Source organism: Mammaliicoccus vitulinus (assembly GCF_029024305.1).
GTDB classification, from domain to species: domain Bacteria; phylum Bacillota; class Bacilli; order Staphylococcales; family Staphylococcaceae; genus Mammaliicoccus; species Mammaliicoccus vitulinus.
This window is the reverse complement of sequence record NZ_CP118974.1, coordinates 2,517,425-2,540,720: the sequence shown is the minus strand read 5'-3', so window position 1 is coordinate 2,540,720 and position 23,296 is coordinate 2,517,425. Positions and strand designations below refer to the sequence as shown.

Sequence of the window (23,296 nt, the reverse complement as noted above, 5' to 3'; positions counted from 1 at the left end):
ATATAAAATAAGAGGTAATCGTTATGAATATAAATGAAAAGCTGAATTCACTACAAAAGAAGAAAGCAATTTCTCTCCATGTACCTGGTCATCATAATAATACGATAGGTTATTTAAATGAGTTGAATGTCGCTATGGATATGACTGAAATAACTGGATTAGATGATTTACACCAACCAGAAGAATGTATTCAAAAAAGCATGTCTCAACTAAACAGGTTTCCTCACTATAATGGACAGTATTTAGTAAATGGTACAACAGTCGGTATATTATCTGTGATATATGCTGTACAACACTTATCTGGTGAAATACTTATTCCTAGAAATGCGCACAAATCTATATATAATGCTTTGAATTTAACAAAGCAAGATGCAAGATGGATGCCGATGACTGTTTCGGAAAAGACAGGACAGTATAACGGTGTGGAGGCGTTATCTAGTATGGATTTATCTAATATAAAGTTAGCTGTTTTTACTTATCCGAATTATTATGGAGAAACATTTGATATTGAAGAAAGTATTAAGTTATTAAAGGCTCATAATATTCCTATATTAGTAGATGAAGCGCATGGCGCACATTTTGGCGTCAGTTCATATTTCCCTAAATCATCAATAGTATATGGAGCAGATATTGTTGTGCAATCCTATCATAAGACATTGCCAGCTTTGACGATGGGATCGGTTATTTACATTAAAGAAAATTTAAACATAAAAACAGACATTCAAGACTATTTAAAAATGTTACAAACTTCAAGCCCATCGTACTTAGTAATGGCAAGTCTTGAAAGTGCAGAAAATTTTTATAAAAACTATAATGATCAGTTTTTCAAAAGGAATAGAAAACGATTAATAGAGACTTTACAGCAAGTAGGATTCAAGGTAGGGAGTCTAGAAGACCCTCTTAAATTAATTGTATCTCACGAAAAGTTAACTGGATTTGAAGTTCAAAGTATATTTGAGGAATCAAATATCTTTGTTGAGTTATGCCACCAAAAATTCATTCTTCTCGTACTGCCATTGTGGCATCATTTGGATAGATTTCCTTTTGATGAATTAATCGAACGGATTAATAAATTTGAAATAGATGTTGAGCGTATCCATGTGCAAGAGGAACAATTTGATTTACCTTGTCATTCAACTACATACAAATATATAGATATTGAAGATATTAGGAATATTGAATTATGTTCTTCAGTAGGGGAGATTTCTGCAGTAGATGTGGTTCCGTATCCACCTGGTGTGCCTGTCATATTAAAGGGAGAAATTATTAGCCAAGACATAGTGGATTCTCTTTTACAATGGCTTAATAGAGGTGGTAGAGTGGAAGGTATAAGAAATAAGCAAATTAAGGTAAAGGATGAACAATAAATGGGTCAGTTTATAACGTTTGAAGGGCCAGAAGGTTCTGGAAAAACAACAGTTATACATAAAGTTTTTGAAATGTTGAAACATGATTACGACATATTACTAACGCGAGAACCGGGTGGTATTAAAATAAGTGAAGCTATAAGAAATCTATTGTTAGACAGTGATGATGAAATGGATGAAAGAACTGAAGCTTTACTATTTGCTGCTGCAAGGAGACAACATTTAGTAGAGAAAATTTTACCGCAATTAAATAAAGGTGGTACTGTACTTTGTGATCGTTTTGTTGACAGTTCATTAAGCTATCAAGGTTATGCTCGTGAAATTGGGGTAAAAGAAGTTAAGGCAATTAATGAATTTGCTATTGAGAACCAATATCCTGATTTAACTTTGTATTTTGATGTGCCAGCTGAAGTTGGATTAAATAGAATTAAAGATAATCAGCGCGATGCTAATCGTCTCGATAAAGAGAAGATAGAATTTCATCATAAAGTGACTGATGGATACAAAAAATTGATTGCTGAGTATCCAGATAGAATTAAAGTTATTGATGCGACTCAACCATTGGAAAAGGTTATAGAAGAAGCATATTCTATGATAGTAAAATTTCTGAAACAAGTTTAAAATATGATATAATAAATAGAGAGGTGTTTAGTTATGAAAATGATAATAGCGATTGTCCAAGATCAAGATAGTCAAAACTTGTCAGAAGCACTTATAGAAAAGGATTTCAGGGCTACAAAACTTGCGACAACAGGCGGGTTTTTAAGAGCTGGAAATACAACATTTTTATGTGGTGTTAATGACGAACGTGTAGACGAATTATTACGTGTTATCGATGGAACTTGTGGTAATCGTGAACAGCTTGTTTCACCTATCACACCTATGGGCGGTAGTGCGGATTCTTATATTCCATATCCGGTAGAAGTAGAAGTGGGTGGCGCAACAGTATTCGTTATGCCAATTGAAAAATTCCATCAATTTTAGAACTGATTAGCTGCCGTTAGTGCAGCTTTTTTATTGCAAGGAGCGTAAAATATGCAATTAACAAAAGAAATTGATCATTTAATAAGTGCTAAACAGTTATCTCATGCTTACTTATTTGAAGGAGATAACCTGTTTGAAATGAAGTCTACAGCTATGTATTTTGCTGAGCAGATATTATGTGATGCTGAACAAAATTGTGTTTCAAAAGTTCAGAGCTTTAATCATCCTGACTTCGTATATATACAATCAGATGAAACAACGATTAAGAAACAACAAATAGAAGAATTATTAAGAAAAATGAATCAAAAACCAATAGAAAGTCAATATAAAGTTTACATTATTGAAGCTTTTGATAAACTAACAGTACAGGGTGAAAATAGTATACTGAAATTTTTGGAAGAACCACCTCCAAATACGATAGCCCTGTTACTTACAACTAAGAAAGATCAAATATTGCCAACAATACACTCAAGATGCCAACTTGTTCATTTTAAACCAGCATCGAAAGAGAATTATATAGAAGAACTAAAACTGTCTGGTATTTCTTCGGCGATTGCACATACTTTAAGCTTTGTTACTTCTGATAAAGAAGAAGCTATTGTATTAACAGAAGAGCAGTCGTTTACACAACTAAGAAAATCAGTCACTAAATTAGCTGAATTAATGGTGAAAGATACGCAAATGGCCATGATATATTTGATCGAATGCACAAAAATTGCTAATACACGTCCTTTACAGCAATTGTATTTAAATAGTTTAAACGCTTATTTTCAAGATGTATTACATGCTAAAATACAGCTAGAGGTTATCAAAGCATATCCAGATTTAGAGGCAGAAATTACGGAAATAAGTAAGCATTTATCATTAAATGATATTTCGAAATATATACAAGTTATTACGGAAGCAAACCGCAAATTAGCACAAAATGTTAATGCTACGTTAGTATTAGAACAAATGGTTATAAATGGGAAGAGGTGATTAAATGTATGAAATAATAGGTGTTCAATTTCAAGAAGCTGGAAAGAAAGAATATTTCTCACCTAACGGGGAACGTTTTAGAGAAAATGATTTAGTAGTAGTAGAGTCTAAGCGTGGCGTTGAACTTGGCCAAGTTAAACTGACGAATCGTCACGTCGGCAAAGATGATGTTGTCTTACCACTTAAAGAAGTTATTCGACATGCTACAGAAGAAGATGTTCAGAAGTATCAGGATAACTTAAAAGACGCAGATGATGCATTGTCACTGTGTAAAGAGCTTGTGACAGAGCATGAATTAAATATGAGACTTGTAAACTGTGAATATACTTTAGATAAAAGCAAAGTCATTTTTAACTTTACTGCAGATGATCGAATAGATTTTAGAACTTTAGTTAAATCTTTAGCATATGAATTAAAAACGCGTATCGAACTTAGACAAATAGGTGTAAGAGATGAAGCGAAATTATTAGGTGGAATTGGTCCATGTGGTCGTTCGCTTTGCTGCTCAACATTTTTAGGTGATTTCGAGCCAGTTTCTATTAAAATGGCTAAAGATCAAAACTTATCTTTAAATCCAACTAAAATATCAGGTGCTTGTGGCCGATTAATGTGTTGTTTAAAATATGAAAATGACTATTATGAAGATGTAAGAAATGAATTGCCTGACGTTGGAACAACTGTTGTTACGCCTGAAGGTGACGGCAAAGTTGTTGGGTTGAATATTTTAGATATTACAATGCAAGTTAAAGTAAAAGGTTTCGAACAACTTTTTGATTATAAACTTGATGAATTGCTTGAAGTCCATTCATAAGGGAGGATTATATTGTGAATAGGGACGAGTTGTTTGAAACAATTATGACGTTAGAAAGTGAACTAAAACAAATTAATGAGCATATGGAAAAGTTGAAAAACCAGGCAGTGGAATTAGTTGAAGATAATGTTGCGCTTCAAATGGAAAATGATAGCTTGAAGAGAGTGATTGAATCTAATGAAGCGCCTCAACAGAAAAAGGCGAATAAAAAAGTGAAACCACTTCAAAGTAGAGACAATTTCGCTATGTTATATCATGAAGGTTTTCACATATGTCGTGGAGAACTATTTGGTAAACATAGACAAGGACAAGATTGTTTATTTTGTTTAGAAGTGCTGAATAGAGACTAAATGAATCAGGCATTTTATATGCCTGATTTTTTAAATGAGGTGTTTTAATGCTTAATCCAGGAGAAAGACTCGATCAATTATTGAGAGAAAAATATGAAATTATTCAAAATGACGACGTGTTTTCATTTTCAACTGATGCATTGTTATTAGGTGAATTTACGAAAATACGTAACAAAGATAAGGTTATGGATTTATGTACTGGAAATGGTATTATCCCGTTACTTTTAGCATATAAGTCACAATCAAACATTAAAGGCATAGAAATTCAAGAAGCATTAGTTGAAATGGCTCATAGAACAATACGTCATAATCACCTTGATGACCGAATTTCAATTGAGCTTATGAATTTGAAAAATGTATCGAACGTATATAAGCCTTCTACATTTGATGTCGTAACCGTTAACCCTCCGTATTTTAAAGAAAATCAGCAAATGCAACATCAAAAAGAAGCGCATAAAATTGCTAGGCATGAAATATTATGTACACTAGAGGATGTCGTAAAAGCGAGCAAACATTTATTAAAGCAAGGTGGTAAATTAGTGATGGTCCATAGAGCGGAAAGACTGATGGATGTCTTAAGTGCTTTTAGACAGTATAGTATTGAACCTAAAAGATTGAAAATGGTATACAGTACCCCTAATAAGCCAGAAGCTGTTACGATATTAGTCGAAGGGCGAAGTGGTGGACAAGCAGGCTTGAAAGTTGAACAACCATTTTATATTTATGATGCAAATGGTGAATATTCACAAGAAATGAAGGCTGTCTATTATGGATAAACATTATACATATATATTAGAATGTAAGGATCATACACTATATACTGGATATACAACAGATTTAGAAAGAAGATTGAAAGTTCATAATGACGGAAAAGGTGCTAAATATACAAAGATTAGACGTCCTGTTAAACTTGTATATCATGAGACTTTTGATAATAAGTCAGAGGCATTAAAGAGAGAATATGCGCTTAAACAATTAAGTAGAAAACAAAAACTAGCACTTATAAAGGAGGGGTAATATGTCTATACTATATTTAGTCGGAACCCCAATCGGAAATTTAGAAGATATCACATATCGTGCAGTGCGGACTTTAACAGAAGCGGATTATATTTTTTGTGAAGATACACGTGTAACAGCTAAACTGTGTCAACATTATCAAATTCAGACGCCTTTAAAGTCGTATCATGAACATAATAAAGATAAATCCTCAGAACAAATTTTGAAGTTGTTGGAAGAAGGCAAACAAGTTGCGCTAGTTTCTGATGCTGGGTGTCCTTGTATTAGTGATCCGGGATATGAACTTGTTAATCAAGCGAGAGAAAATGATTATCGTGTTGAAACGATTCCTGGACCAAATGCTGCAATAACAGCATTGATGACGAGTGGCTTGCCTTCATATAAATTTGTGTTTTTAGGATTTTTACCAAGACATGCAAAAGAAAAAAATGAAGTGCTTCAAAAATGGATGGGTAGAGAGTCGACATCTATGATTTATGAATCGCCATATAGAATTAAACAAACTGTGCGAGCCATTGCTGAAATCGACCCTGAAAGAAAAGTAGCAATAGGTAGAGAACTTACTAAAAAGTTTGAACAAGTTGAAACAAATCAAATAGAAATTATTGAGCAGATGTTAGAAGATGCGACCATTCCACAAAAAGGTGAATTTGTTATCTTAATCGAAGGTGTAGATGAAGCTAGTCAAGAGATACATTGGTGGGAAGGTATAGATTTAAATCAACATGTCGAAACTTATATAAATGAACACGATATGAGCTCTAAAGACGCAATAAAGCAAGTAGCACTTGATAGAAAAATGAAAAAAAGAGATGTTTATGAATCGTACCATGTACAAGAATAATTAAAAAGGAAAATTCAAAGTACTTTATGCACTTTGAATTTTCCTTTTTTTATGTTTCATTTATTATTTTGATTTATTTTCAATCTCATTCATTAATTGCTGAGCGCCTTCTTTACTTAAGACAATTTTACCATCAGCTAATACAAAGTTCTCTTCTGAAACATCACCAGTAACTTGACATGTCATGTTTGGTGAGTATTTTTTTAAGATTATTTTGTCATTGTCAGTGTATATCTCTAAAGCATCTTTTTCAGCGATGTCTAATATGCGTCGTAACTCGATAGGAATTACTACACGGCCTAGTTCATCTACTTTACGCACAATTCCAGTTGATTTCATTTCTTTACCTCCGTTTAATAAATCCATAATTATCTAATTCGACATTCGTTCGACAATTATATAAATAGTATACTAATATGAATTCAAGAAAATGTCAATAAAACAATATATTGCATACGGTTAATTTTTGAAATAAAAACATTTTGTAAGTACTTTACCATAATAGGGCAATATTGAAAAAATGCTTAATTTTCGGTATATTATATAGATAAGATATTAGGAGGAAACGCCGATGACGAAAGAGACTTTTTACATTACGACACCGATTTATTATCCGAGCGGGAATTTACACATAGGTCATGCGTATACAACGGTTGCTGGTGATGTAATTGCTAGATATAAACGGTTGCAAGGATATGATGTTCATTATTTAACAGGTACAGATGAACATGGACAAAAAATACAAGAAAAAGCTAAAGAAGCGGGCTTATCTGAAATAGAATATTTAAATGGGATTATAGAGAGTATCCAATCTTTATGGAAAAAATTAGATATTTCAAATGATGATTTTATTCGTACTACTGAAAAAAGACATAAGCAAGTTGTCGAAAAAGTCTTTGAAAGATTATTAGCTCAAGGCGACATTTACTTAGGAGAGTACGAAGGTTGGTATTCTATACCTGATGAAACTTATTATACGGAAACTCAACTTGTCGATCCAGTTTATGAAGATGGAAAAATTGTCGGTGGTAAGAGTCCTGACTCAGGTCACGAAGTAGAACTTGTTAAAGAGGAAAGTTATTTCTTTAAATTGGATAATTATGCTGATAGATTATTGAAATTCTTTGATGAAAATCCAGATTTCATTTTGCCGATTTCTCGTAAAAATGAAATGATCAATAATTTCATTAAACCTGGTCTTGAAGATTTAGCTATTTCTAGAACTACTTTTGATTGGGGAATCAAAGTACCATCTAATCCTAAACACGTTGTATACGTGTGGATTGATGCGCTTGTAAACTATATTTCTGCGCTTGGTTACTTATCAGATGATGACGAATTATTTAAAAAGTATTGGCCAGCTGATGTACACTTAATGGCTAAGGAAATCGTTCGTTTCCACTCAATTATTTGGCCTATTTTATTAATGGCGTTAGACTTACCGCTACCAAAACGTGAATTTGCACATGGTTGGATATTAATGAAAGACGGAAAAATGAGTAAGTCTAAAGGTAACGTTGTGGATCCTAATGTATTAATTGATAAATATGGATTAGATGCGACAAGATATTACTTAATGAGAGAGTTACCATTCGGTGCAGATGGCGTATTCACACCTGAAGCATTCGTTGAAAGAACAAATTATGATTTAGCAAATGATTTAGGTAACTTAGTTAACCGAACAATTGCAATGGTTAACAAATACTATAACGGTGTTCTTCCTAAATATAAAGGCAAACTACATCCAATTGATGAAGAAGTGGAACAAATGGCGATAGATACAAAAGATAAATTCTATTCAGCTATGGAAAACATGCAATTTTCAGTTGCTTTAGCAGAGATCTGGAAATTAATTAGTCGTACAAACAAATATATAGATGAAACGACACCATGGGTACTTGCTAAAGATGAAAACGAACGTGAAATGTTAGAAAATGTAATGATTCATTTAGTTGAAAATATTAGATTTGCTGCTGTATTATTACGTCCATTCTTAACACATGCACCATATGAAATTTTCCGCCAATTAAACTTGGCAAAAGGTAAGCTTGATACATTTGAAAGTATTGAAGCTTACGGTGCAATCGATCAAGAAATTAAAGTGATTGATAAACCAGAACCAATCTTCCCAAGATTAGATGTTGAACAAGAAGTTGCTTTCATTAAAGATTCTATGCACGGTGGTACGTTACCTGAGGCAGAAGAAGAGACTGCAAAAGCATCTGAAGAGGAAGAAGTGAAATCTAAAGCAGAAATCACAATCGATCAATTTGATAAAGTGGAAATTAAAGCAGCAACTGTAATAGGCGCTGATTACGTTAAGAAATCAGACAAATTGTTGAAAATTAAAGTGGATTTAGGCTTTGAAAAGAGACAAATTGTTTCAGGTATTGCTGAATTTTATAAACCTGAAGATATCGTTGGTAAAAAAGTTGCGGTTGTAACGAACTTAAAACCTGTAAAATTACGTGGTGAGTTATCAGAAGGTATGATTTTATCAGCTGAAAAAGATGGCACACTAACATTAATAAGCTTGCCAAATGCGATACAAAACGGATCTATCATTAAGTAATAATTGGAAGGAAGATTCGAATGCTAATAGATACACATGTCCATTTAAATGCTGATCAATATGACGAGGATTTACAAGAAGTTATAGACAGAGCATTAGAAGAAGGAATCGACAGAATGTTCGTTGTTGGATTTGATACAAAAACAATCGAAAGAACAATGAAGTTAATCGACGAATATGAGTTCATATATGGAATTATTGGTTGGCATCCTGTCGATGCGATCGACTGCACTGAAGAACGTTTAGAGTGGATTGAAAAGCTATCTAAGCACCCTAAAATAATCGGCATAGGTGAAATGGGACTAGACTATCACTGGGACAAATCACCTAAAGATGTCCAAAAAGAAGTGTTTAGGAAGCAAATAGCGTTAGCTAAACGAGTTCAACTGCCGATCATTATTCATAATAGAGAAGCTACACAAGATTGTGTGGATATTTTGAAAGAAGAAAATGCAAGTGAAATAGGCGGTATCATGCATAGTTTCAGTGGTTCGAATGAAATAGCTGATGAAATACTAAAAATGAATTTTTATATTTCATTAGGAGGACCAGTTACTTTTAAAAATGCTAAACAACCTAAAGAAGTAGCACAACACGTACCTTTAGATAGATTGCTAGTTGAAACGGATGCACCATATTTATCACCGCATCCTTATAGAGGAAAAAGAAATGAGCCTGCGCGTGTTAAACTTGTTGCTGAACAAATTGCCGAATTAAGAGGCATCTCATATGAAGAAGTGTGTGAAGCAACTACACAAAATGCAGAAAGACTATTTAAATTATAAAATTAGATGCCCCAAAACTGTGGTTTTGGGGCATCTTTAAAAGAAGGAAGATATCATGAAGATAAATGAATTTGTTGTGGTAGAAGGTCGTGATGATACAGTTAATGTTAAACGTGCTGTAGATTGCGATACGATTGAAACGAATGGATCGGCAATATCGAAAGAAACACTTGAAGTAATAAAACAAGCTCATGAAAAACGTGGTGTCATTGTATTAACGGATCCTGACTTCCCGGGTGATAAAATTAGAAATACGATTAAGCAATATATCCCAAGTGTTAAACACGCATTTATTCCACGGGAAAAAGCTAAAAACAAAAGAGGGAAAATTGGTGTTGAACATGCATCTGTAGACACAGTTAAAAATGCGCTTATGAATGTCAGCTCTCCATTGGAAGCAAACATTGAAACGATTGATAAAGCAGTCTTAATTGATTTAGGGTTAATAATAGGTCCTGATTCCCGAAGAAAAAGAGAAATACTGTGTAGCAAATTAAATATTGGCCATTCAAATGGTAAACAATTGCTAAACAAATTAAATGCCTTCGGTTATACTGAAAAAGATGTAAAAGAAGCGCTTGGATATAAAAAAGGAGGGACATCATGAACGATAAAGATATAGCAACACCTAAACGTACAAAGGCATTGCTCGACCAATATGGCTTTAAATTCAAAAAGAGCTTAGGTCAGAATTTTCTAATTGATACGAATATCATACAAAAAATCATTTCAGCTAGTGATATTGATGAAAATACAGGTGTAATCGAAGTAGGTCCTGGTATGGGGTCTCTTACAGAACAATTAGCGAGATCTGCAAAAAAAGTATTGGCTTTTGAAATCGACCAAAGACTGATACCTGTTTTGGAAGATACATTAAGTCCATATAATAACGTAACAATCGTAAATGAAGATATACTTAAAGCGAACGTTAAGGAAGAAATAGACAAGCATTTACAAGATTGCGATAAAATCATGTTGGTAGCAAACTTACCTTATTATATTACTACGCCTATACTCATGAATTTACTAGAAAATCATTTACCAATCGATGGTTACGTTGTGATGATGCAAAAAGAAGTGGGAGAACGTTTAAATGCCCAAGTAGGTAGTAAAAGTTATGGATCGCTATCTATTGCTTGTCAGTATTACACTGAAACAGAGCGCGTTTTAGTGGTCCCTAAGACGGTCTTCATGCCACCACCTAATGTCGATTCAATTGTAATCAAATTGACTACACGCAAGGAACCTATCGTTGAGGTGGAAGATGAAAAATTGTTATTCACGCTTTCAAAAGGTGGATTTGCACAACGAAGAAAAACAATTTTGAACAATTATATTAGTACAATCAAAGAAGGCAAGGCGCATAAAGAAGAAATTGTTGAGTGGTTAAACGATTCAAACATAGACCCTAAGCGACGCGGAGAAACGTTAACAATACAAGAATATGCACATCTTTGCAACAATTTGAAAAAATACCCTAATTTATCTGTGTAAATATATTGACAATACTTTCCCTAATTGATAAAATTTAAGATTATTTGACAAAACCTTGCTTTCGTAGTATAATTTTATTTATAGCGAGGTGAGGGCAATATGCCGAAGACTTTAGTAGACATCAAAAAAATATTGGATTGTCAATTAGGAAATCGTATTGTACTTAAAGCTAATGGAGGACGTAAGAAGTTAATTGAGCGAAGTGGTGTGCTTAAGGAAACGTATCCATCAGTTTTCGTGGTCGAATTAGATCAAGAGAAACATAATTTTGAGCGTGTATCTTATACATACACTGATGTATTAACTGAGAATGTCCAAGTAACTTTTATGAACGAACTTAAAGAAGAATTTATAGTTCAATAATTTAAAGGTATGTAATAAAAAACTCTACGCGATATGACTGTGATATGGCGTAGGGTTTTTTATTATGCAAAAAATAGCTTAAAGCTAATACTTTCTAACTTTTATTTATGGTAAAATCATAATAATAAGTTTTAGAGAGGGCAAGTATATGATTTATGAGACTGCACCAGCAAAAATTAATTTAACGCTAGATACATTGTACAAACGTGATGATGGTTATCATGAAGTAGAGATGATCATGACGACTGTCGATTTAAACGACCGATTAACTTTCGAAAGTAGAGATGACGGTGAAATCATAATTGATGTTGAACATAATTTCGTTCCAAGCGATCATAGAAATTTAGCATATAAAGCAGCGAAATTGATGCAAGATAAATACAATATTAAAAAGGGCGTAAAGATTTCATTAGAAAAAAGTATACCCATTTCTGCTGGATTAGCAGGTGGTTCAAGCGATGCAGCTGCAACATTCAGAGGCCTAAATGAGCTCTGGGAGATTAATGAGTCACTAGAAGTTCTAAGTGAATTGGCAGCAGAAATTGGATCGGACATAGCTTTTTGTATTTATGGTAAGACTGCATTGTGCCAAGGAAGAGGTGAGCAAATCACTCATCTTCCGAAACCGCCTTCAGCATGGGTTGTGATTGCTAAACCAGATATCGGTGTTTCAACACCAGAAATATATGGTGCATTAGATTTGAATGAGAAAGTTGAAGTGCGTACGCAAGACTGCCTAGATGCGATAGAAAATAATAACTATGAATTGCTGTGCCAATCTCTTGGCAATAGCCTTGAAAAAATCACAATGAAGTTGTATCCCGAAGTAGAGAAATTAAAGAATACAATGAAAAACAGTGGAGTTGATGCTGCACTGATGAGTGGAAGCGGACCAACTATATATGGGTTTGTACAAAAGGAAAGACAAGCTAAGCAAGTATACAACGCTTTAATGGGTTGTTGTCATGATGTGTATATTGCACGTCTACTTGGGTGATTTTGTAGAACGCTTACAGTTATAGTATAATTATGCTTAAAATACGTAGTAGAGATTGGAGTTTTATAAATGCGTTTTAAACGAAGTGAACGAATCGTTTATATGACACAATATTTATTGAAACATCCGAATGAATTAGTGCCGTTGACTTATTTTGTTAATCATTTTGGTCAGGCTAAGTCATCTATTAGTGAAGACATACAAATTATCAAAGAAACGTTTAATGCTGAAAGACTTGGCATTATCGAAACAACTGCAGGAGCAAGTGGCGGTGTTACTTATCGCCCTAAAATGTACGTTGAAGAAGCGCGTGAACTGATAGCAAGATTGTGTGAGTTGCTAAAAGAGAAAGAAAGGCTATTGCCAGGCGGCTATTTATTCATGTCAGATTTAGTAGGTAATCCTAAGCTGTTGAATCAAGTTGGAGAATTGATAGCTACAATGTACATGGATGAAGAACTTGATGCGGTAGTTACAATAGCGACTAAAGGGATTTCTTTAGCTAACGCAGTCGCAAAAGTGCTTAATTTGCCAGTTGTTGTCATAAGAAAAGATAATAAAGTGACTGAAGGGTCAACAGTGTCAATTAACTATGTTTCAGGTTCATCGAGGAAAATTGAAACAATGGTTTTATCTAAAAGAACATTAGATGAATATTCGAATGTATTAATCGTCGATGACTTCATGAGAGCAGGCGGCTCTATAAATGGCGTAATCAATTTGATGAATGAGTTTAAAGCTACAGTAAAAGGGGTATCAGTACTTGTAGAATCAAAAGAAGTTAAACATCGATTGATTGAAGATTATACATCTTTAGTGAGATTATCTGACGTAGACGAATACAATCAACAATTTTCAGTAGAAGAAGGCAACTGTTTAAAAAGATTTAATTAAAAGGAGAGGTATTCAACATGAAAAGTATTAACTCAGCAAACGCTCCAGAAGCATTAGGACCATATTGCCATGCAGTAGTAGTAGATAATTTAGTATTTACTTCAGGTCAAATACCATTAAATCAGCAAGGTGAAATCGTATCAGATGATGTTAAAGCACAAACTAAACAAGTACTTGAGAATTTAAAAACAGTACTTGAAGAGAGTGGCGCGACGTTAGATAGTGTCGTTAAATCATTAATCTTTATAAAAGATATGAATGATTTCCAAGACATCAACTCAGTATACGGAGAATATTTTGATGAGCATTTGCCTGCTAGAAGTTGTGTGGAAGTAGCACGTTTACCTAAAGATGTAAAAGTTGAGATTGAAATGATCGCTAAAATAAAATAACTAACTTCAATTAATATGATGCTGCTTTAAATAGACGAAACAGGGGGCACACAAATCATGAAGGTAACAGATGTGAGATTAAGAAAAATTCAAACAGATGGAAGAATGAAGGCATTAGTTTCAATTACATTAGACGATGCCTTTGTCATTCACGATTTAAGAGTGATTGAGGGAAATTCAGGGCTATTTGTTGCTATGCCAAGTAAACGTACGCCTGATGGGGAGTTTAGAGATATTGCGCATCCTATTAACTCTGAAATGAGACAAGAAATACAAGAAGCGGTTATGAAAGTTTATGATGAAACTGATGAAGTAATCATTCCTAAATCTGCTCAAGAAGCGTCTAAATCAGAGAATGAAGAAAATGAAAATGAAAATGAAGATAAAAACGAAAACGAAAAAGAAGTATAACCAATCAAAACGATACAATTTCGTTGGATTTTATTTAACTGTCGACAAAGCCTTGAAACTTTGCGACAGTTTTTTTATGTGATTTTCTATAATATTGTAATAAGAAGTGTTATTTACACCAAATTAATTCATATAAAAATAACTCTTCCTTGATAGTCATATGTAGATTAAATTATAATAGACTAAAGTGTGTATAAATGGAGGTATTTGCAATGCAAAAATATGCAGTCGTATTAGCTGCTGGTAAAGGGACAAGAATGAAATCTAAACTTTACAAAGTTTTACATCCAGTGGCTGGTGAAGCTATGGTTCAACATGTTATTGATAGTGTCAAAAACGCTGGTGTAGAAACGGTTGTTACAGTTGTTGGACATGGAGCAGAAAAAGTTAAAGAAACAATCGGTCATGCATCTCAGTTTGTACATCAAGAAGAACAATTAGGAACGGCTCATGCAGTTAAGACTGCTAAAGATATATTAGGAAATAAAAAAGGAACGACAATTGTAGTGTGTGGTGACACACCATTAATCAGTGATGAAACAATTCATGCACTTTTAACATTTCATGAATCTGAAAATACTGTCGCTACTGTACTATCTGCAAAGGTAAACGATCCATTCGGTTATGGCAGAATTATTCGTGGTAATGATGGTCAGGTTTCAGGCATTGTTGAACAAAAAGATGCTACTGCAGAACAAGCTGAAGTAAATGAAATTAGTTCTGGAATTTTTGCATTCGATAATCAAAAATTATTTGAAACTTTAGAAAAAGTAAATAATGATAATGCACAAGGTGAGTATTATTTACCAGATGTTATTCGCATTTTAAAAGAAGAAGATGAAAAAGTATCAGCTTATATTACAGATGATGTAGATGGTATTATGGGTGTGAACGACAGAGTACAATTAGCAAAAGCTGAACAAAAGATGAAAGAAAGAATAAATTTACAACATATGATAAATGGTGTGACAATTGTTGATCCGGCTACGACTTATATTGGTAAACATGTTGTAATTGGTGAGGACACTGTTATTGAACCAGGTACAAGCATTAATGGTAAAACAATTATAGGAAAAAATGTTACGATAGGAATGAATTCTGACATCAAAAATAGTACAATTAAAGATGATGCTACAATTAAACAATCTGTTATAACAGATTCGGTTGTAGGTGAATTTTCTACAGTTGGACCTTTTGCACAATTAAGACCAGGTTCCGAGCTAGGTAAAGAGACGAAAATTGGTAACTTCGTAGAGACTAAGAAAGCAGTCTTGAAAGACGGCGCCAAAGTTTCTCACTTAAGCTATATTGGTGATGCAGAAGTAGGTGCAAGAACAAATATTGGCTGTGGTTCAATAACTGTTAATTATGACGGGGTTAATAAATTCCGTACGATTATAGGAGATGATGCGTTTATTGGATGTAATTCAAATCTAGTTGCACCAGTAGAAGTTGGAGATGGAGCATTCATAGCAGCAGGTTCAACAATTACAGATGATGTACCTGATGAAAGTTTGGCACTAGGTCGTGCTAGACAAACTACAAAAGAAGGATACTATAAAACGAAATAAAAGGAGCCGTCAAAACATGAGTCAAAATGATATCGGAGGTACAGAAATGTTGAATACTGAATATAAGAACTCTTCATTAAAAATATTTTCACTTGAAGGTAATCAGCCTTTAGCACAAGAGGTTGCAAATTTAGTAGGAATTCCACTAGGAAAATCTACTGTTAAAAGGTTTGCTGATGGTGAGGTTCAAATCAATATTGAAGAAAGTATCCGTGGTTGTGATGTATTTATAATTCAACCAACATCAAATCCAGTAAATGAACACTTGATGGAATTATTAATTATGATTGATGCTTGTAAACGCGCATCAGCTGCAAACATTAATATCGTAATGCCTTATTATGGCTATGCTAGACAAGACCGCAAAGCAAGAAGCCGTGAACCAATCACAGCGAAACTTGTGGCAAACATTATTGAAAAAGCGGGTGCTAGCAGAATGATTGCACTTGATTTACATGCTCCTCAAATTCAAGGATTCTTTGATATACCGATTGATCATTTAATGGGCGTACCAATCTTATCTAACTACTTCTTTGAAAAAGGTTTAGACCCTGAAACGACAGTAGTTGTATCACCTGATCATGGTGGGGTAACAAGAGCTCGTAAAATGGCAGACCGTCTAAAAACACCTATAGCAATTATTGACAAACGTCGTCCAAAACCTAATGTCGCAGAAGTGATGAATATCGTCGGAGATATTGATGGTAAGACTGCTATCATTATCGATGATATTATTGATACAGCTGGAACGATTACATTAGCGGCTGATGCACTTATTAAAAAAGGTGCAAAAGAAGTATATGCTTGTTGTACGCATCCTGTATTATCAGGGCCGGCAAAAGAACGTATTGAAAATTCTCAAATTAAAGAATTAGTAGTTACAAACTCTATACAATTACCAGAAGATAGAAAACCATCTAATGTTAAAGAATTATCAGTAGCAGAATTATTAGCGCAAGCGATTGTTCGTGTGTATGAACAAGAATCTGTTAGTGTGCTATTTGATTAATTTTTAATAATCGTGTATAATAACAAACGGTTCATTTTAATGGACTAAATAACCACTTACAAGCAACATTTATTGTTGATGGGTGAGTGTAGGAGCGCATATTGCGCATATATGAAAGGTGGAAAAGATAATGGCTTCATTAAAGTCAGTTATCCGTCAAGGTAAACAAACTCGTTCTAGTTTACGTAAATTAAGAACTTCAGGTATTATTCCAGCAGTAGTATACGGTTACGGTGCTAAAAATACATCTGTAAAAGTTGATGAAATTGAATTCATCAAAACAATTCGTGAAGTTGGACGTAACGGTGTTATCGAATTAGGCGTTGGTTCTAAAACGATCAAAGTTATGGTTTCAGATTATCAATTTGATTCTCTTAAAAACCAAATCACACATGTTGATTTCTTAGCAATTAACATGAAAGAAGAATTAACTGTTGATGTACCTGTAGTATTAGTAGGTGAAGCAGTTGGTGCTTCTGAAGGTGGCGTAGTTCAACAACCATTATTCGACTTACAAGTTACAACTACTCCAGATGCAATTCCTGAAAATATCGAAGTTGATATTACAGAATTAGGAATTGGCGATAGTTACTTAGTAGGTGACTTAGATGCAACTGATAAATACTCTATCGAAAACGATAAAGAAGATGCAGTTGTAACAGTAGTTCCTCCAACAGATGAGCCTGCTGAAGATGCTGAAGAAACTGCAGCTGAAGAAGCTAACGCAGTATCAGCAGAAGACGCTGAATAAGAAAGTAATCTTCTAAACAACTAAAACCCAACACTTATGTGTTGGGTTTTTTTATTTGAGTATAGTTAGATGAAAATAATTATAAAAATGCTATAATATATACTTAGTATTAATATGGAGGTTACAACATGAAATGTATTGTTGGACTTGGAAATATCGGAAAAAAATATGACCGTACACGTCATAACATTGGATTTGAAGTAGTAGATGAGCTTCTTAAACGCCATCAATTACAAATAGATAAACAAAAATTTAAAGGTGCATATACAATAGGATTAATAAATGGAGAAAAAGTCATGTTAATTGAACCCATGACTTTTATGAATTTATCAGGAGAAGCTGTAAGACCACTTATGGATTATTACAACGTAGACATCGAAGACTTAGTGGTACTTTACGATGATATGGACCAATCTCAAGGACGTTTGAGGTTACGTCAGAAAGGAAGTGCTGGTGGCCATAATGGTATTAAGTCATTAATTCAACATTTAGGAACAGATCAATTCGATAGAATAAGAATCGGAATTGATCGTCCAACAAATGGTATGAGTGTACCTAGTTATGTGCTTCAAAAGTTCTCTGACGATGAAATGATCACAATGGAAAAAGTGATCGAGCGCGCAGCTGATGCTTGTGAAGCTTTAATTAAAGGGGAAACTTTTCAGAATGTAATGAACCAGTATAATGGTGAGATAAAATGAAGCATGTTATTCATGAAATCATACAAGCAGATGAACGATTTCAAGATTTAGAACATATTTTTGGTGACAAAAACATACTGATTACTGGATTGAATCAATCGAGTAAAGCATTGCTTATTTTAGAACAATACCTTAAAAATGATAAGCAATTAGTTATTGTGACAAACAACTTGTATCAGGCGGATAAATTAGAAGCAGACATCCTGCAATTACTACCTTCGGAAGAAGTATTTAAGTTCCCTGTGCAAGATATTATGATAGAAGCATTTTCAACACAAAGTCCAGATTTAATGAGTGAAAGAATTAGAACATTAACCCATCTTGCACAAGGCAAGAAGGGTCTATTTATCGTGCCTATTAATGGCTTGAAAAAGCAATTAACGCCAAAAAATATTTGGAATGAACACTACAAATCTATTAAAATTGGTGACGACATTGATTTAGATGAGTGGGCTAAACAACTAGTTGATATGGGCTATAAGAGACAATCATTAGTTTCGACAATTGGTGAATTTTCTATTCGTGGTGGCTTAATTGACATTTATCCAGTAACAGCTGACCCAGTTCGTATCGAGTTATTTGATACGGAAGTTGATGGTATGAGGTTGTTTGATGTCGAAACACAACGTTCTTTAGGGAATGTTGAACAAGTTGAAATTACAACTGCAAGTGATTATATTTTCACAAGTGAACAAATCAATCAACTATCAGAACGTATGGAAGATTCATATGAAAAAACTCGACAAAAATTACCGACTGAAATGCGTGCAGACTTAAAAGATACATATCAAAATATCTTGATGCAAAGCGATGAATTGAAAGATCATCAAATTTTGAGACGTGTTATAGCGTTTATGTATGATGAGGTTACAACTTTTACAGATTATTTAGCTGAAGATGCACTGATTGTTGTAGATGAATATAATCGAATCAAGGAAACAGAGAATGCTTTAGATGTTGAAATTGAAGAGTTTACACAATCTCTTGTTGAATCGGGTCAAGGTTTTATAGGACAGCGCTTCATTGCTGAGAATGCTTTTACTGATTTATTGAATCAGCATAAAGTTGCTTATTTTACTTTATTTACAGCAAGTATGCCAGTTGAAATCGAAGAGATGGTTAAGTTTTCATGTAAACCAGTTCAAAGGTTTTACGGACAGTATGACATTATGCAATCGGAATTTGACCGATTTATGAAACAAGGATTTACAGTTGTTCTATTGGCTGAATCTGAAACGAGAAAGTCTAAAATTCAAGGTATGTTAACTGATATGAAGATACCAACAGTAATCGATAGGGTAGAACAAGTTGGTGAAAGAGGTCAAGCTGTTGTAACGGACGGTGCTTTATCAGAAGGATTCGAACTGCCTTATATGAAATTGGTTGTTGTCACGGAAAAAGAATTATTCAAAGCGCGTGAACGTAAACAATCTAAAAGAAGACAAAAATTATCTAATGCAGAAAAAATAAAATCATACCAAGAGCTTAATGTTGGAGATTACGTTGTACATGTTCATCACGGTGTCGGTAAATACTTAGGTGTTGAAACTTTAGAAGTTTCTGGTATACACAAAGATTATATTAAAATTCAGTATAAAGGTACGGATCAATTATTTGTGCCTGTTGACCAAATGAATGATGTTCAAAAATTTGTTGGTTCAGATGATAAAGTACCAAAAGTTAATAAACTTGGTGGTACTGAGTGGAAGAAAACTAAAGCGAAAGTACAAAAAAATGTTGAAGATATTGCAGATGAATTGTTAAAGCTATATCAAGAGCGCGAGCAAGTTGAAGGATATCAATATGGTCCTGATAACGAAGAACAAATGACATTTGAAATGGACTTTCCTTATGAACCTACACCTGACCAAGTGACTTCTTTAGAAGAAATCAAAGCAGATATGGAAAAAAGAAGACCGATGGATAGACTGCTATGTGGTGATGTAGGTTACGGTAAGACTGAAGTAGCTATTAGAGCTGCATTTAAAGCTGTCTTAGAAGGCAAGCAAGTTGCCATACTAGTGCCGACCACAATCCTTGCACAGCAACACTTTGAAACATTTAGAGAACGTATGCAAGAATATCCTGTAGAAATACAAATGATGAGTCGATTTAGAACGCCAAAACAAGTAAAAGAAACTAAAGAAGGCATTAAATCAGGCTTTGTAGATATTGTTGTAGGTACGCATAAACTGTTAAGTAAAGATGTAGAATATAAAGATTTAGGACTGTTGGTTGTTGATGAAGAGCAAAGATTTGGTGTAAAACATAAAGAACGAATAAAAGCATTAAAAACAAATGTAGATGTGCTGACATTAACAGCAACACCAATACCGAGAACGCTTCATATGAGTTTATTAGGTGTAAGAGATTTATCAGTTATTGAAACGCCACCTGAAAATAGATTTCCAGTTCAGACATATGTGTTAGAGCAAAATATGAACTTTGTAAAAGAAGCACTTGAGCGAGAGGTTTCAAGAGGCGGGCAAGCTTTCTATTTGTACAACAGAGTGCAGTCTATCTACCAAAAAAGCGAACAGTTATCCATGTTAATGCCGAACGCAAGAATAGGTGTTGCACATGGACAAATGTCAGAACGTGAACTAGAAGAAACAATGCTGAATTTTGTAGGTGGAGAATATGATATTCTTGTTACGACAACGATTATCGAAACAGGTGTAGACGTTCCGAATGCTAATACACTAATTATAGAAGATGCAAATAGATTTGGCCTAAGTCAGTTGTATCAATTACGAGGAAGAGTTGGCCGTTCGAGTCGAATTGGCTATGCATATTTTCTACATGAACAAAATAAAGTGTTAACAGAAGTTGCGGAACAAAGGCTACAAGCCATTAAAGAGTTTACTGAATTAGGATCTGGCTTTAAAATTGCAATGCGAGATTTGAATATTCGTGGCGCAGGTAACCTCTTAGGTAGTCAACAACACGGATTTATAGATTCTGTAGGTTACGACTTGTATTCTCAAATGTTAGAAGAAGCAGTTAATGTGAAGCGAGGTATTGAACCTGAATCTGAAGTACCGCAATTAGAAGTCGATATTAAAATAGACGCATATATTCCAGCTGAATATATCAAAAATGAACAAGCTAAAATTGAAATGTATAAAAAATTAAGATCTATCACGACACATAGTCAGCTTGAAGATATAAAAGATGAATTAATGGATCGTTTTGGAGAATATCCAGTAGAAGTGCAACGATTATTAGATGTTGTCGAAATTAGGTTGAACGGTATTCATTTCGGTATTACAGAAATTAAAGAAGTCGCTAAAACAATACAATTAACAGCATCTGAATATACGACCAATCATTTAAAAGGTGATGTACTATTCAAAGTGACTGAACCTCTAGGTAGAAAGCTGAAAATAGCAGTGGCAGATAATCAAATGGTATTTAAATTACAAAAAACGAAGCAATGGATGGATGATTTAAAATTCTTAACTAAAGTGATAAACGAAAGTTTGGTAGACGATGACACAATCTAAACCTATTTTTAATAGTGTATTGCTGTTAACGGGCACAATGGTCATAGTGAAAATATTAAGTGCGATATATAGAGTGCCTTATCAAAATGTGCTAGGTGATGAAGGGTTATATGCTTATCAACAAGTATATCCGCTTGTAGCAATAGTGAGTGTGGTAAGTTTAAACGCTTTACCAAGTGTTATGAGTGGTTGGATGACTAAAAGACGACAGTCTGAGATTGTTGGGATGTTTTGGTTTTTACAAATTGTATGTTTCTTGCTCGGGTTAGTCATATTTCTTAGTGCTCGGTTTATAAGTGAATTGATGGGTGACGCCAATTTAACGCCTATGATTAGAATGGCTAGTTTGGCAATGTTACCACTCGTTTTTATCTCGATGGTTCGTGGATATTATCAGATGAACCATCGAATGAATATGATTGCGATCTCTCAAGTCATTGATCAAGTACTAAGGGTGAGTGTCATATTATTTGCTATCGTTCTTTTTGTAGCAATGGATATCTCTATTTATCAAGCTGGCACATTAGCTATTGGCGGCTCAGTGTTAGGGTTAAGCTGTGTTGTTGTTTACTTTTGGTTTAAGAGAAAGCCTAAATTACAATTTTCCTGGGAAATAAAGTTGAAAGATACTCAGAATATTATAACGATGACCGTTTTGTATGCAATTTCTTATTTGATACTTATTTTATGGCAAATTGTAGATTCGTTTACGCTAATTCATCTGCTTCAAGAAACAGGATATTCTTTTCACGAAAGTATAAAAGTAAAAGGTGTGTTTGATAGAGGTGCATCCCTTATTCAGATGGGGCTTATTATCACGACAACGTTTAGTTTTGTCTTAATTCCGTTACTAACGGAACAATTGCAAAAGAAAAATACGAAGCTTGTGAATGAGTATGCTAACACTTCTTTAAAAATAACTGTGTTGTTTAGTATGGCGGCGGCAATTGGTTTAATCAATTTATTACCACTGCTTAATAAAGTCTTCTTCAAGACAAATGAATTAACCGGAACATTAAGCATCTTTATGCTTGCTGTCGTATTTGTCACATTTATTATTATGTATACCGCTTTATTACAAGTGAAGTTAAAAAGAAGGGTATTATTTACAGCGTTACTTGTAGGGCTTATTACGAAAGTGGTAGGAAATTATATATTTGTGTTGCAATTTGGCATACTAGGAGCAAGCTTATCAACGGTGTTGTCATTAGCGATCTACACAATAGTCTTGCATGTATTTGTAATGAAGCTTTATCAAATTCAAAACATGGGATTATTTATCGTTAAAGTTATGTCACTTCTTATAATTATGTCGGTATTTGTACAAATAATACTACTGATACCGGCAGATTCAAGATTAACTAATTTAGCTTTAATGTTAGTGGCGGGTATTGTTGGCGTAATTGTAGTCATAATAGGTATAATAAAGATGAAAATACTAATAAAAGATGAATGGAAACATTTACCTTTAATGGATAAAATAATAAAGGAGTAATTAA

25 protein-coding genes are annotated in these 23,296 nt (G+C 33.9%); 24 read left to right on the top strand and 1 reads right to left on the bottom strand.

Annotation, left to right across the window (positions count from 1 at the left end; translation table 11 throughout):
• Positions 1 to 23 precede the first annotated feature (23 nt).
• The 9 genes from PYW35_RS12765 to rsmI are packed head-to-tail and all read left to right on the top strand — an operon-like array spanning position 24 to position 6,351.
• Positions 24 to 1,367 carry an aminotransferase class I/II-fold pyridoxal phosphate-dependent enzyme gene (locus PYW35_RS12765; protein ID WP_103322986.1) on the top strand — a complete coding sequence of 448 codons (1,344 nt, stop codon included), beginning with the start codon at positions 24 to 26 and terminating at the stop codon, positions 1,365 to 1,367.
• Positions 1,368 to 1,988, top strand: a complete 621-nt coding sequence (tmk, locus tag PYW35_RS12760; protein WP_103322987.1) for a dTMP kinase — start codon at positions 1,368 to 1,370, stop codon at positions 1,986 to 1,988.
• A gap of 33 nt (positions 1,989 to 2,021) precedes the next feature.
• Positions 2,022 to 2,351, top strand: coding sequence for a cyclic-di-AMP receptor (locus tag PYW35_RS12755; protein WP_016911337.1), 330 nt, complete (start codon positions 2,022 to 2,024; stop codon positions 2,349 to 2,351).
• A gap of 51 nt (positions 2,352 to 2,402) precedes the next feature.
• Positions 2,403 to 3,329: a hypothetical protein gene (locus PYW35_RS12750; protein WP_016911338.1), complete on the top strand. Its 927-nt coding sequence runs from the start codon at positions 2,403 to 2,405 to the stop codon at positions 3,327 to 3,329.
• A 4-nt stretch (positions 3,330 to 3,333) separates the two neighbouring features.
• Positions 3,334 to 4,140, top strand: a complete 807-nt coding sequence (locus PYW35_RS12745) for a PSP1 domain-containing protein (RefSeq protein ID WP_103322988.1) — start codon at positions 3,334 to 3,336, stop codon at positions 4,138 to 4,140.
• 14 nt (positions 4,141 to 4,154) lie between these two features.
• Positions 4,155 to 4,490: a DNA replication initiation control protein YabA gene (gene yabA, locus PYW35_RS12740; RefSeq protein ID WP_016911340.1), complete on the top strand. Its 336-nt coding sequence runs from the start codon at positions 4,155 to 4,157 to the stop codon at positions 4,488 to 4,490.
• Positions 4,491 to 4,537: 47 nt separating this feature from the next.
• A complete protein-coding gene (locus PYW35_RS12735) occupies positions 4,538 to 5,266 on the top strand; it encodes a tRNA1(Val) (adenine(37)-N6)-methyltransferase (protein WP_103322989.1) in 729 nt (242 codons plus the stop codon).
• Positions 5,259 to 5,507, top strand: coding sequence for a GIY-YIG nuclease family protein (locus PYW35_RS12730; protein WP_016911342.1), 249 nt, complete (start codon positions 5,259 to 5,261; stop codon positions 5,505 to 5,507). The genes PYW35_RS12735 and PYW35_RS12730 overlap by 8 nt, the downstream gene beginning before the upstream one ends.
• 1 nt (position 5,508) lies before the next feature.
• Positions 5,509 to 6,351 (top strand): 16S rRNA (cytidine(1402)-2'-O)-methyltransferase, encoded by an 843-nt coding sequence (gene rsmI / locus PYW35_RS12725; protein WP_016911343.1) that lies wholly within the window; start codon positions 5,509 to 5,511, stop codon positions 6,349 to 6,351.
• A 63-nt stretch (positions 6,352 to 6,414) separates the two neighbouring features.
• Here the strand turns inward: rsmI and PYW35_RS12720 are convergent, their stop codons facing one another.
• Positions 6,415 to 6,690, bottom strand: coding sequence for a transition state genes transcriptional regulator AbrB (locus tag PYW35_RS12720; RefSeq protein ID WP_016911344.1), 276 nt, complete (start codon positions 6,688 to 6,690; stop codon positions 6,415 to 6,417).
• A gap of 232 nt (positions 6,691 to 6,922) precedes the next feature.
• Between PYW35_RS12720 and metG the strand changes: the two genes are divergently transcribed.
• The 15 genes from metG to PYW35_RS12645 all read left to right on the top strand — a co-directional run bounded on the left by metG (position 6,923) and on the right by PYW35_RS12645 (position 23,292).
• Complete coding sequence (gene metG / locus PYW35_RS12715) at positions 6,923 to 8,923, top strand: methionine--tRNA ligase (protein WP_103322990.1); 2,001 nt, start codon at positions 6,923 to 6,925, stop codon at positions 8,921 to 8,923.
• 20 nt (positions 8,924 to 8,943) lie between these two features.
• Complete coding sequence (locus PYW35_RS12710; protein ID WP_103322991.1) at positions 8,944 to 9,708, top strand: TatD family hydrolase; 765 nt, start codon at positions 8,944 to 8,946, stop codon at positions 9,706 to 9,708.
• Between the two features lie 55 nt (positions 9,709 to 9,763).
• Positions 9,764 to 10,315 (top strand): ribonuclease M5, encoded by a 552-nt coding sequence (rnmV, locus tag PYW35_RS12705; protein ID WP_103322992.1) that lies wholly within the window; start codon positions 9,764 to 9,766, stop codon positions 10,313 to 10,315.
• Positions 10,309 to 11,202, top strand: a complete 894-nt coding sequence (gene rsmA, locus PYW35_RS12700) for a 16S rRNA (adenine(1518)-N(6)/adenine(1519)-N(6))-dimethyltransferase RsmA (RefSeq protein ID WP_026023195.1) — start codon at positions 10,309 to 10,311, stop codon at positions 11,200 to 11,202. Before rnmV ends, rsmA begins: the two co-directional genes overlap by 7 nt.
• Positions 11,203 to 11,301: 99 nt before the next feature.
• Positions 11,302 to 11,565: a biofilm formation stimulator Veg gene (gene veg, locus PYW35_RS12695; protein ID WP_016911349.1), complete on the top strand. Its 264-nt coding sequence runs from the start codon at positions 11,302 to 11,304 to the stop codon at positions 11,563 to 11,565.
• 148 nt (positions 11,566 to 11,713) lie between these two features.
• Positions 11,714 to 12,562 (top strand): 4-(cytidine 5'-diphospho)-2-C-methyl-D-erythritol kinase, encoded by an 849-nt coding sequence (gene ispE, locus PYW35_RS12690; RefSeq protein WP_103322993.1) that lies wholly within the window; start codon positions 11,714 to 11,716, stop codon positions 12,560 to 12,562.
• A gap of 69 nt (positions 12,563 to 12,631) precedes the next feature.
• The gene (gene purR, locus PYW35_RS12685) at positions 12,632 to 13,456 is read left to right on the top strand and encodes a pur operon repressor (RefSeq protein WP_016911351.1); all 825 of its coding nucleotides are present in this window, start codon (positions 12,632 to 12,634) and stop codon (positions 13,454 to 13,456) included.
• Between the two features lie 17 nt (positions 13,457 to 13,473).
• A complete protein-coding gene (locus PYW35_RS12680) occupies positions 13,474 to 13,848 on the top strand; it encodes a RidA family protein (protein ID WP_016911352.1) in 375 nt (124 codons plus the stop codon).
• A gap of 57 nt (positions 13,849 to 13,905) precedes the next feature.
• Positions 13,906 to 14,259 carry a septation regulator SpoVG gene (spoVG, locus tag PYW35_RS12675; protein WP_103322994.1) on the top strand — a complete coding sequence of 118 codons (354 nt, stop codon included), beginning with the start codon at positions 13,906 to 13,908 and terminating at the stop codon, positions 14,257 to 14,259.
• A 212-nt stretch (positions 14,260 to 14,471) separates the two neighbouring features.
• On the top strand, positions 14,472 to 15,830 hold the full coding sequence (glmU, locus tag PYW35_RS12670; RefSeq protein WP_016911354.1) for a bifunctional UDP-N-acetylglucosamine diphosphorylase/glucosamine-1-phosphate N-acetyltransferase GlmU: 1,359 nt from the start codon (positions 14,472 to 14,474) through the stop codon (positions 15,828 to 15,830).
• A 46-nt stretch (positions 15,831 to 15,876) separates the two neighbouring features.
• Positions 15,877 to 16,839 carry a ribose-phosphate diphosphokinase gene (locus PYW35_RS12665; protein ID WP_103322999.1) on the top strand — a complete coding sequence of 321 codons (963 nt, stop codon included), beginning with the start codon at positions 15,877 to 15,879 and terminating at the stop codon, positions 16,837 to 16,839.
• Positions 16,840 to 16,969: 130 nt separating this feature from the next.
• The gene (locus tag PYW35_RS12660) at positions 16,970 to 17,590 is read left to right on the top strand and encodes a 50S ribosomal protein L25/general stress protein Ctc (protein ID WP_016911356.1); all 621 of its coding nucleotides are present in this window, start codon (positions 16,970 to 16,972) and stop codon (positions 17,588 to 17,590) included.
• 128 nt (positions 17,591 to 17,718) lie between these two features.
• A complete protein-coding gene (gene pth, locus PYW35_RS12655; RefSeq protein ID WP_016911357.1) occupies positions 17,719 to 18,291 on the top strand; it encodes an aminoacyl-tRNA hydrolase in 573 nt (190 codons plus the stop codon).
• A complete protein-coding gene (mfd, locus tag PYW35_RS12650) occupies positions 18,288 to 21,797 on the top strand; it encodes a transcription-repair coupling factor (protein ID WP_103322995.1) in 3,510 nt (1,169 codons plus the stop codon). Before pth ends, mfd begins: the two co-directional genes overlap by 4 nt.
• Entirely contained in the window at positions 21,784 to 23,292 is a 1,509-nt protein-coding gene (locus PYW35_RS12645) for a polysaccharide biosynthesis protein (RefSeq protein WP_103322996.1), read from the top strand. The genes mfd and PYW35_RS12645 overlap by 14 nt, the downstream gene beginning before the upstream one ends.
• Positions 23,293 to 23,296 lie beyond the last annotated feature (4 nt).

Excerpts from the sequence above, each read along its gene's own strand:
- veg (WP_016911349.1), top strand. The coding sequence starts at position 11,302 with ATGCCGAAGACTTTAGTAGACATCAAAAAAATATTGGATTGTCAATTA.
- PYW35_RS12720 (WP_016911344.1), bottom strand. The coding sequence starts at position 6,690 with ATGAAATCAACTGGAATTGTGCGTAAAGTAGATGAACTAGGCCGTGTA.
- glmU (WP_016911354.1), top strand. The coding sequence starts at position 14,472 with ATGCAAAAATATGCAGTCGTATTAGCTGCTGGTAAAGGGACAAGAATG.
- spoVG (WP_103322994.1), top strand. The coding sequence starts at position 13,906 with ATGAAGGTAACAGATGTGAGATTAAGAAAAATTCAAACAGATGGAAGA.
- PYW35_RS12750 (WP_016911338.1), top strand. The coding sequence starts at position 2,403 with ATGCAATTAACAAAAGAAATTGATCATTTAATAAGTGCTAAACAGTTA.
- PYW35_RS12730 (WP_016911342.1), top strand. The coding sequence starts at position 5,259 with ATGGATAAACATTATACATATATATTAGAATGTAAGGATCATACACTA.
- tmk (WP_103322987.1), top strand. The coding sequence starts at position 1,368 with ATGGGTCAGTTTATAACGTTTGAAGGGCCAGAAGGTTCTGGAAAAACA.
- PYW35_RS12710 (WP_103322991.1), top strand. The coding sequence starts at position 8,944 with ATGCTAATAGATACACATGTCCATTTAAATGCTGATCAATATGACGAG.
- PYW35_RS12755 (WP_016911337.1), top strand. The coding sequence starts at position 2,022 with ATGAAAATGATAATAGCGATTGTCCAAGATCAAGATAGTCAAAACTTG.
- PYW35_RS12645 (WP_103322996.1), top strand. The coding sequence starts at position 21,784 with ATGACACAATCTAAACCTATTTTTAATAGTGTATTGCTGTTAACGGGC.
- pth (WP_016911357.1), top strand. The coding sequence starts at position 17,719 with ATGAAATGTATTGTTGGACTTGGAAATATCGGAAAAAAATATGACCGT.
- PYW35_RS12665 (WP_103322999.1), top strand. The coding sequence starts at position 15,877 with ATGTTGAATACTGAATATAAGAACTCTTCATTAAAAATATTTTCACTT.
- rsmI (WP_016911343.1), top strand. The coding sequence starts at position 5,509 with ATGTCTATACTATATTTAGTCGGAACCCCAATCGGAAATTTAGAAGAT.
- purR (WP_016911351.1), top strand. The coding sequence starts at position 12,632 with ATGCGTTTTAAACGAAGTGAACGAATCGTTTATATGACACAATATTTA.
- ispE (WP_103322993.1), top strand. The coding sequence starts at position 11,714 with ATGATTTATGAGACTGCACCAGCAAAAATTAATTTAACGCTAGATACA.
- rnmV (WP_103322992.1), top strand. The coding sequence starts at position 9,764 with ATGAAGATAAATGAATTTGTTGTGGTAGAAGGTCGTGATGATACAGTT.
- PYW35_RS12745 (WP_103322988.1), top strand. The coding sequence starts at position 3,334 with ATGTATGAAATAATAGGTGTTCAATTTCAAGAAGCTGGAAAGAAAGAA.
- metG (WP_103322990.1), top strand. The coding sequence starts at position 6,923 with ATGACGAAAGAGACTTTTTACATTACGACACCGATTTATTATCCGAGC.
- PYW35_RS12660 (WP_016911356.1), top strand. The coding sequence starts at position 16,970 with ATGGCTTCATTAAAGTCAGTTATCCGTCAAGGTAAACAAACTCGTTCT.
- mfd (WP_103322995.1), top strand. The coding sequence starts at position 18,288 with ATGAAGCATGTTATTCATGAAATCATACAAGCAGATGAACGATTTCAA.
- PYW35_RS12735 (WP_103322989.1), top strand. The coding sequence starts at position 4,538 with ATGCTTAATCCAGGAGAAAGACTCGATCAATTATTGAGAGAAAAATAT.
- PYW35_RS12680 (WP_016911352.1), top strand. The coding sequence starts at position 13,474 with ATGAAAAGTATTAACTCAGCAAACGCTCCAGAAGCATTAGGACCATAT.
- PYW35_RS12765 (WP_103322986.1), top strand. The coding sequence starts at position 24 with ATGAATATAAATGAAAAGCTGAATTCACTACAAAAGAAGAAAGCAATT.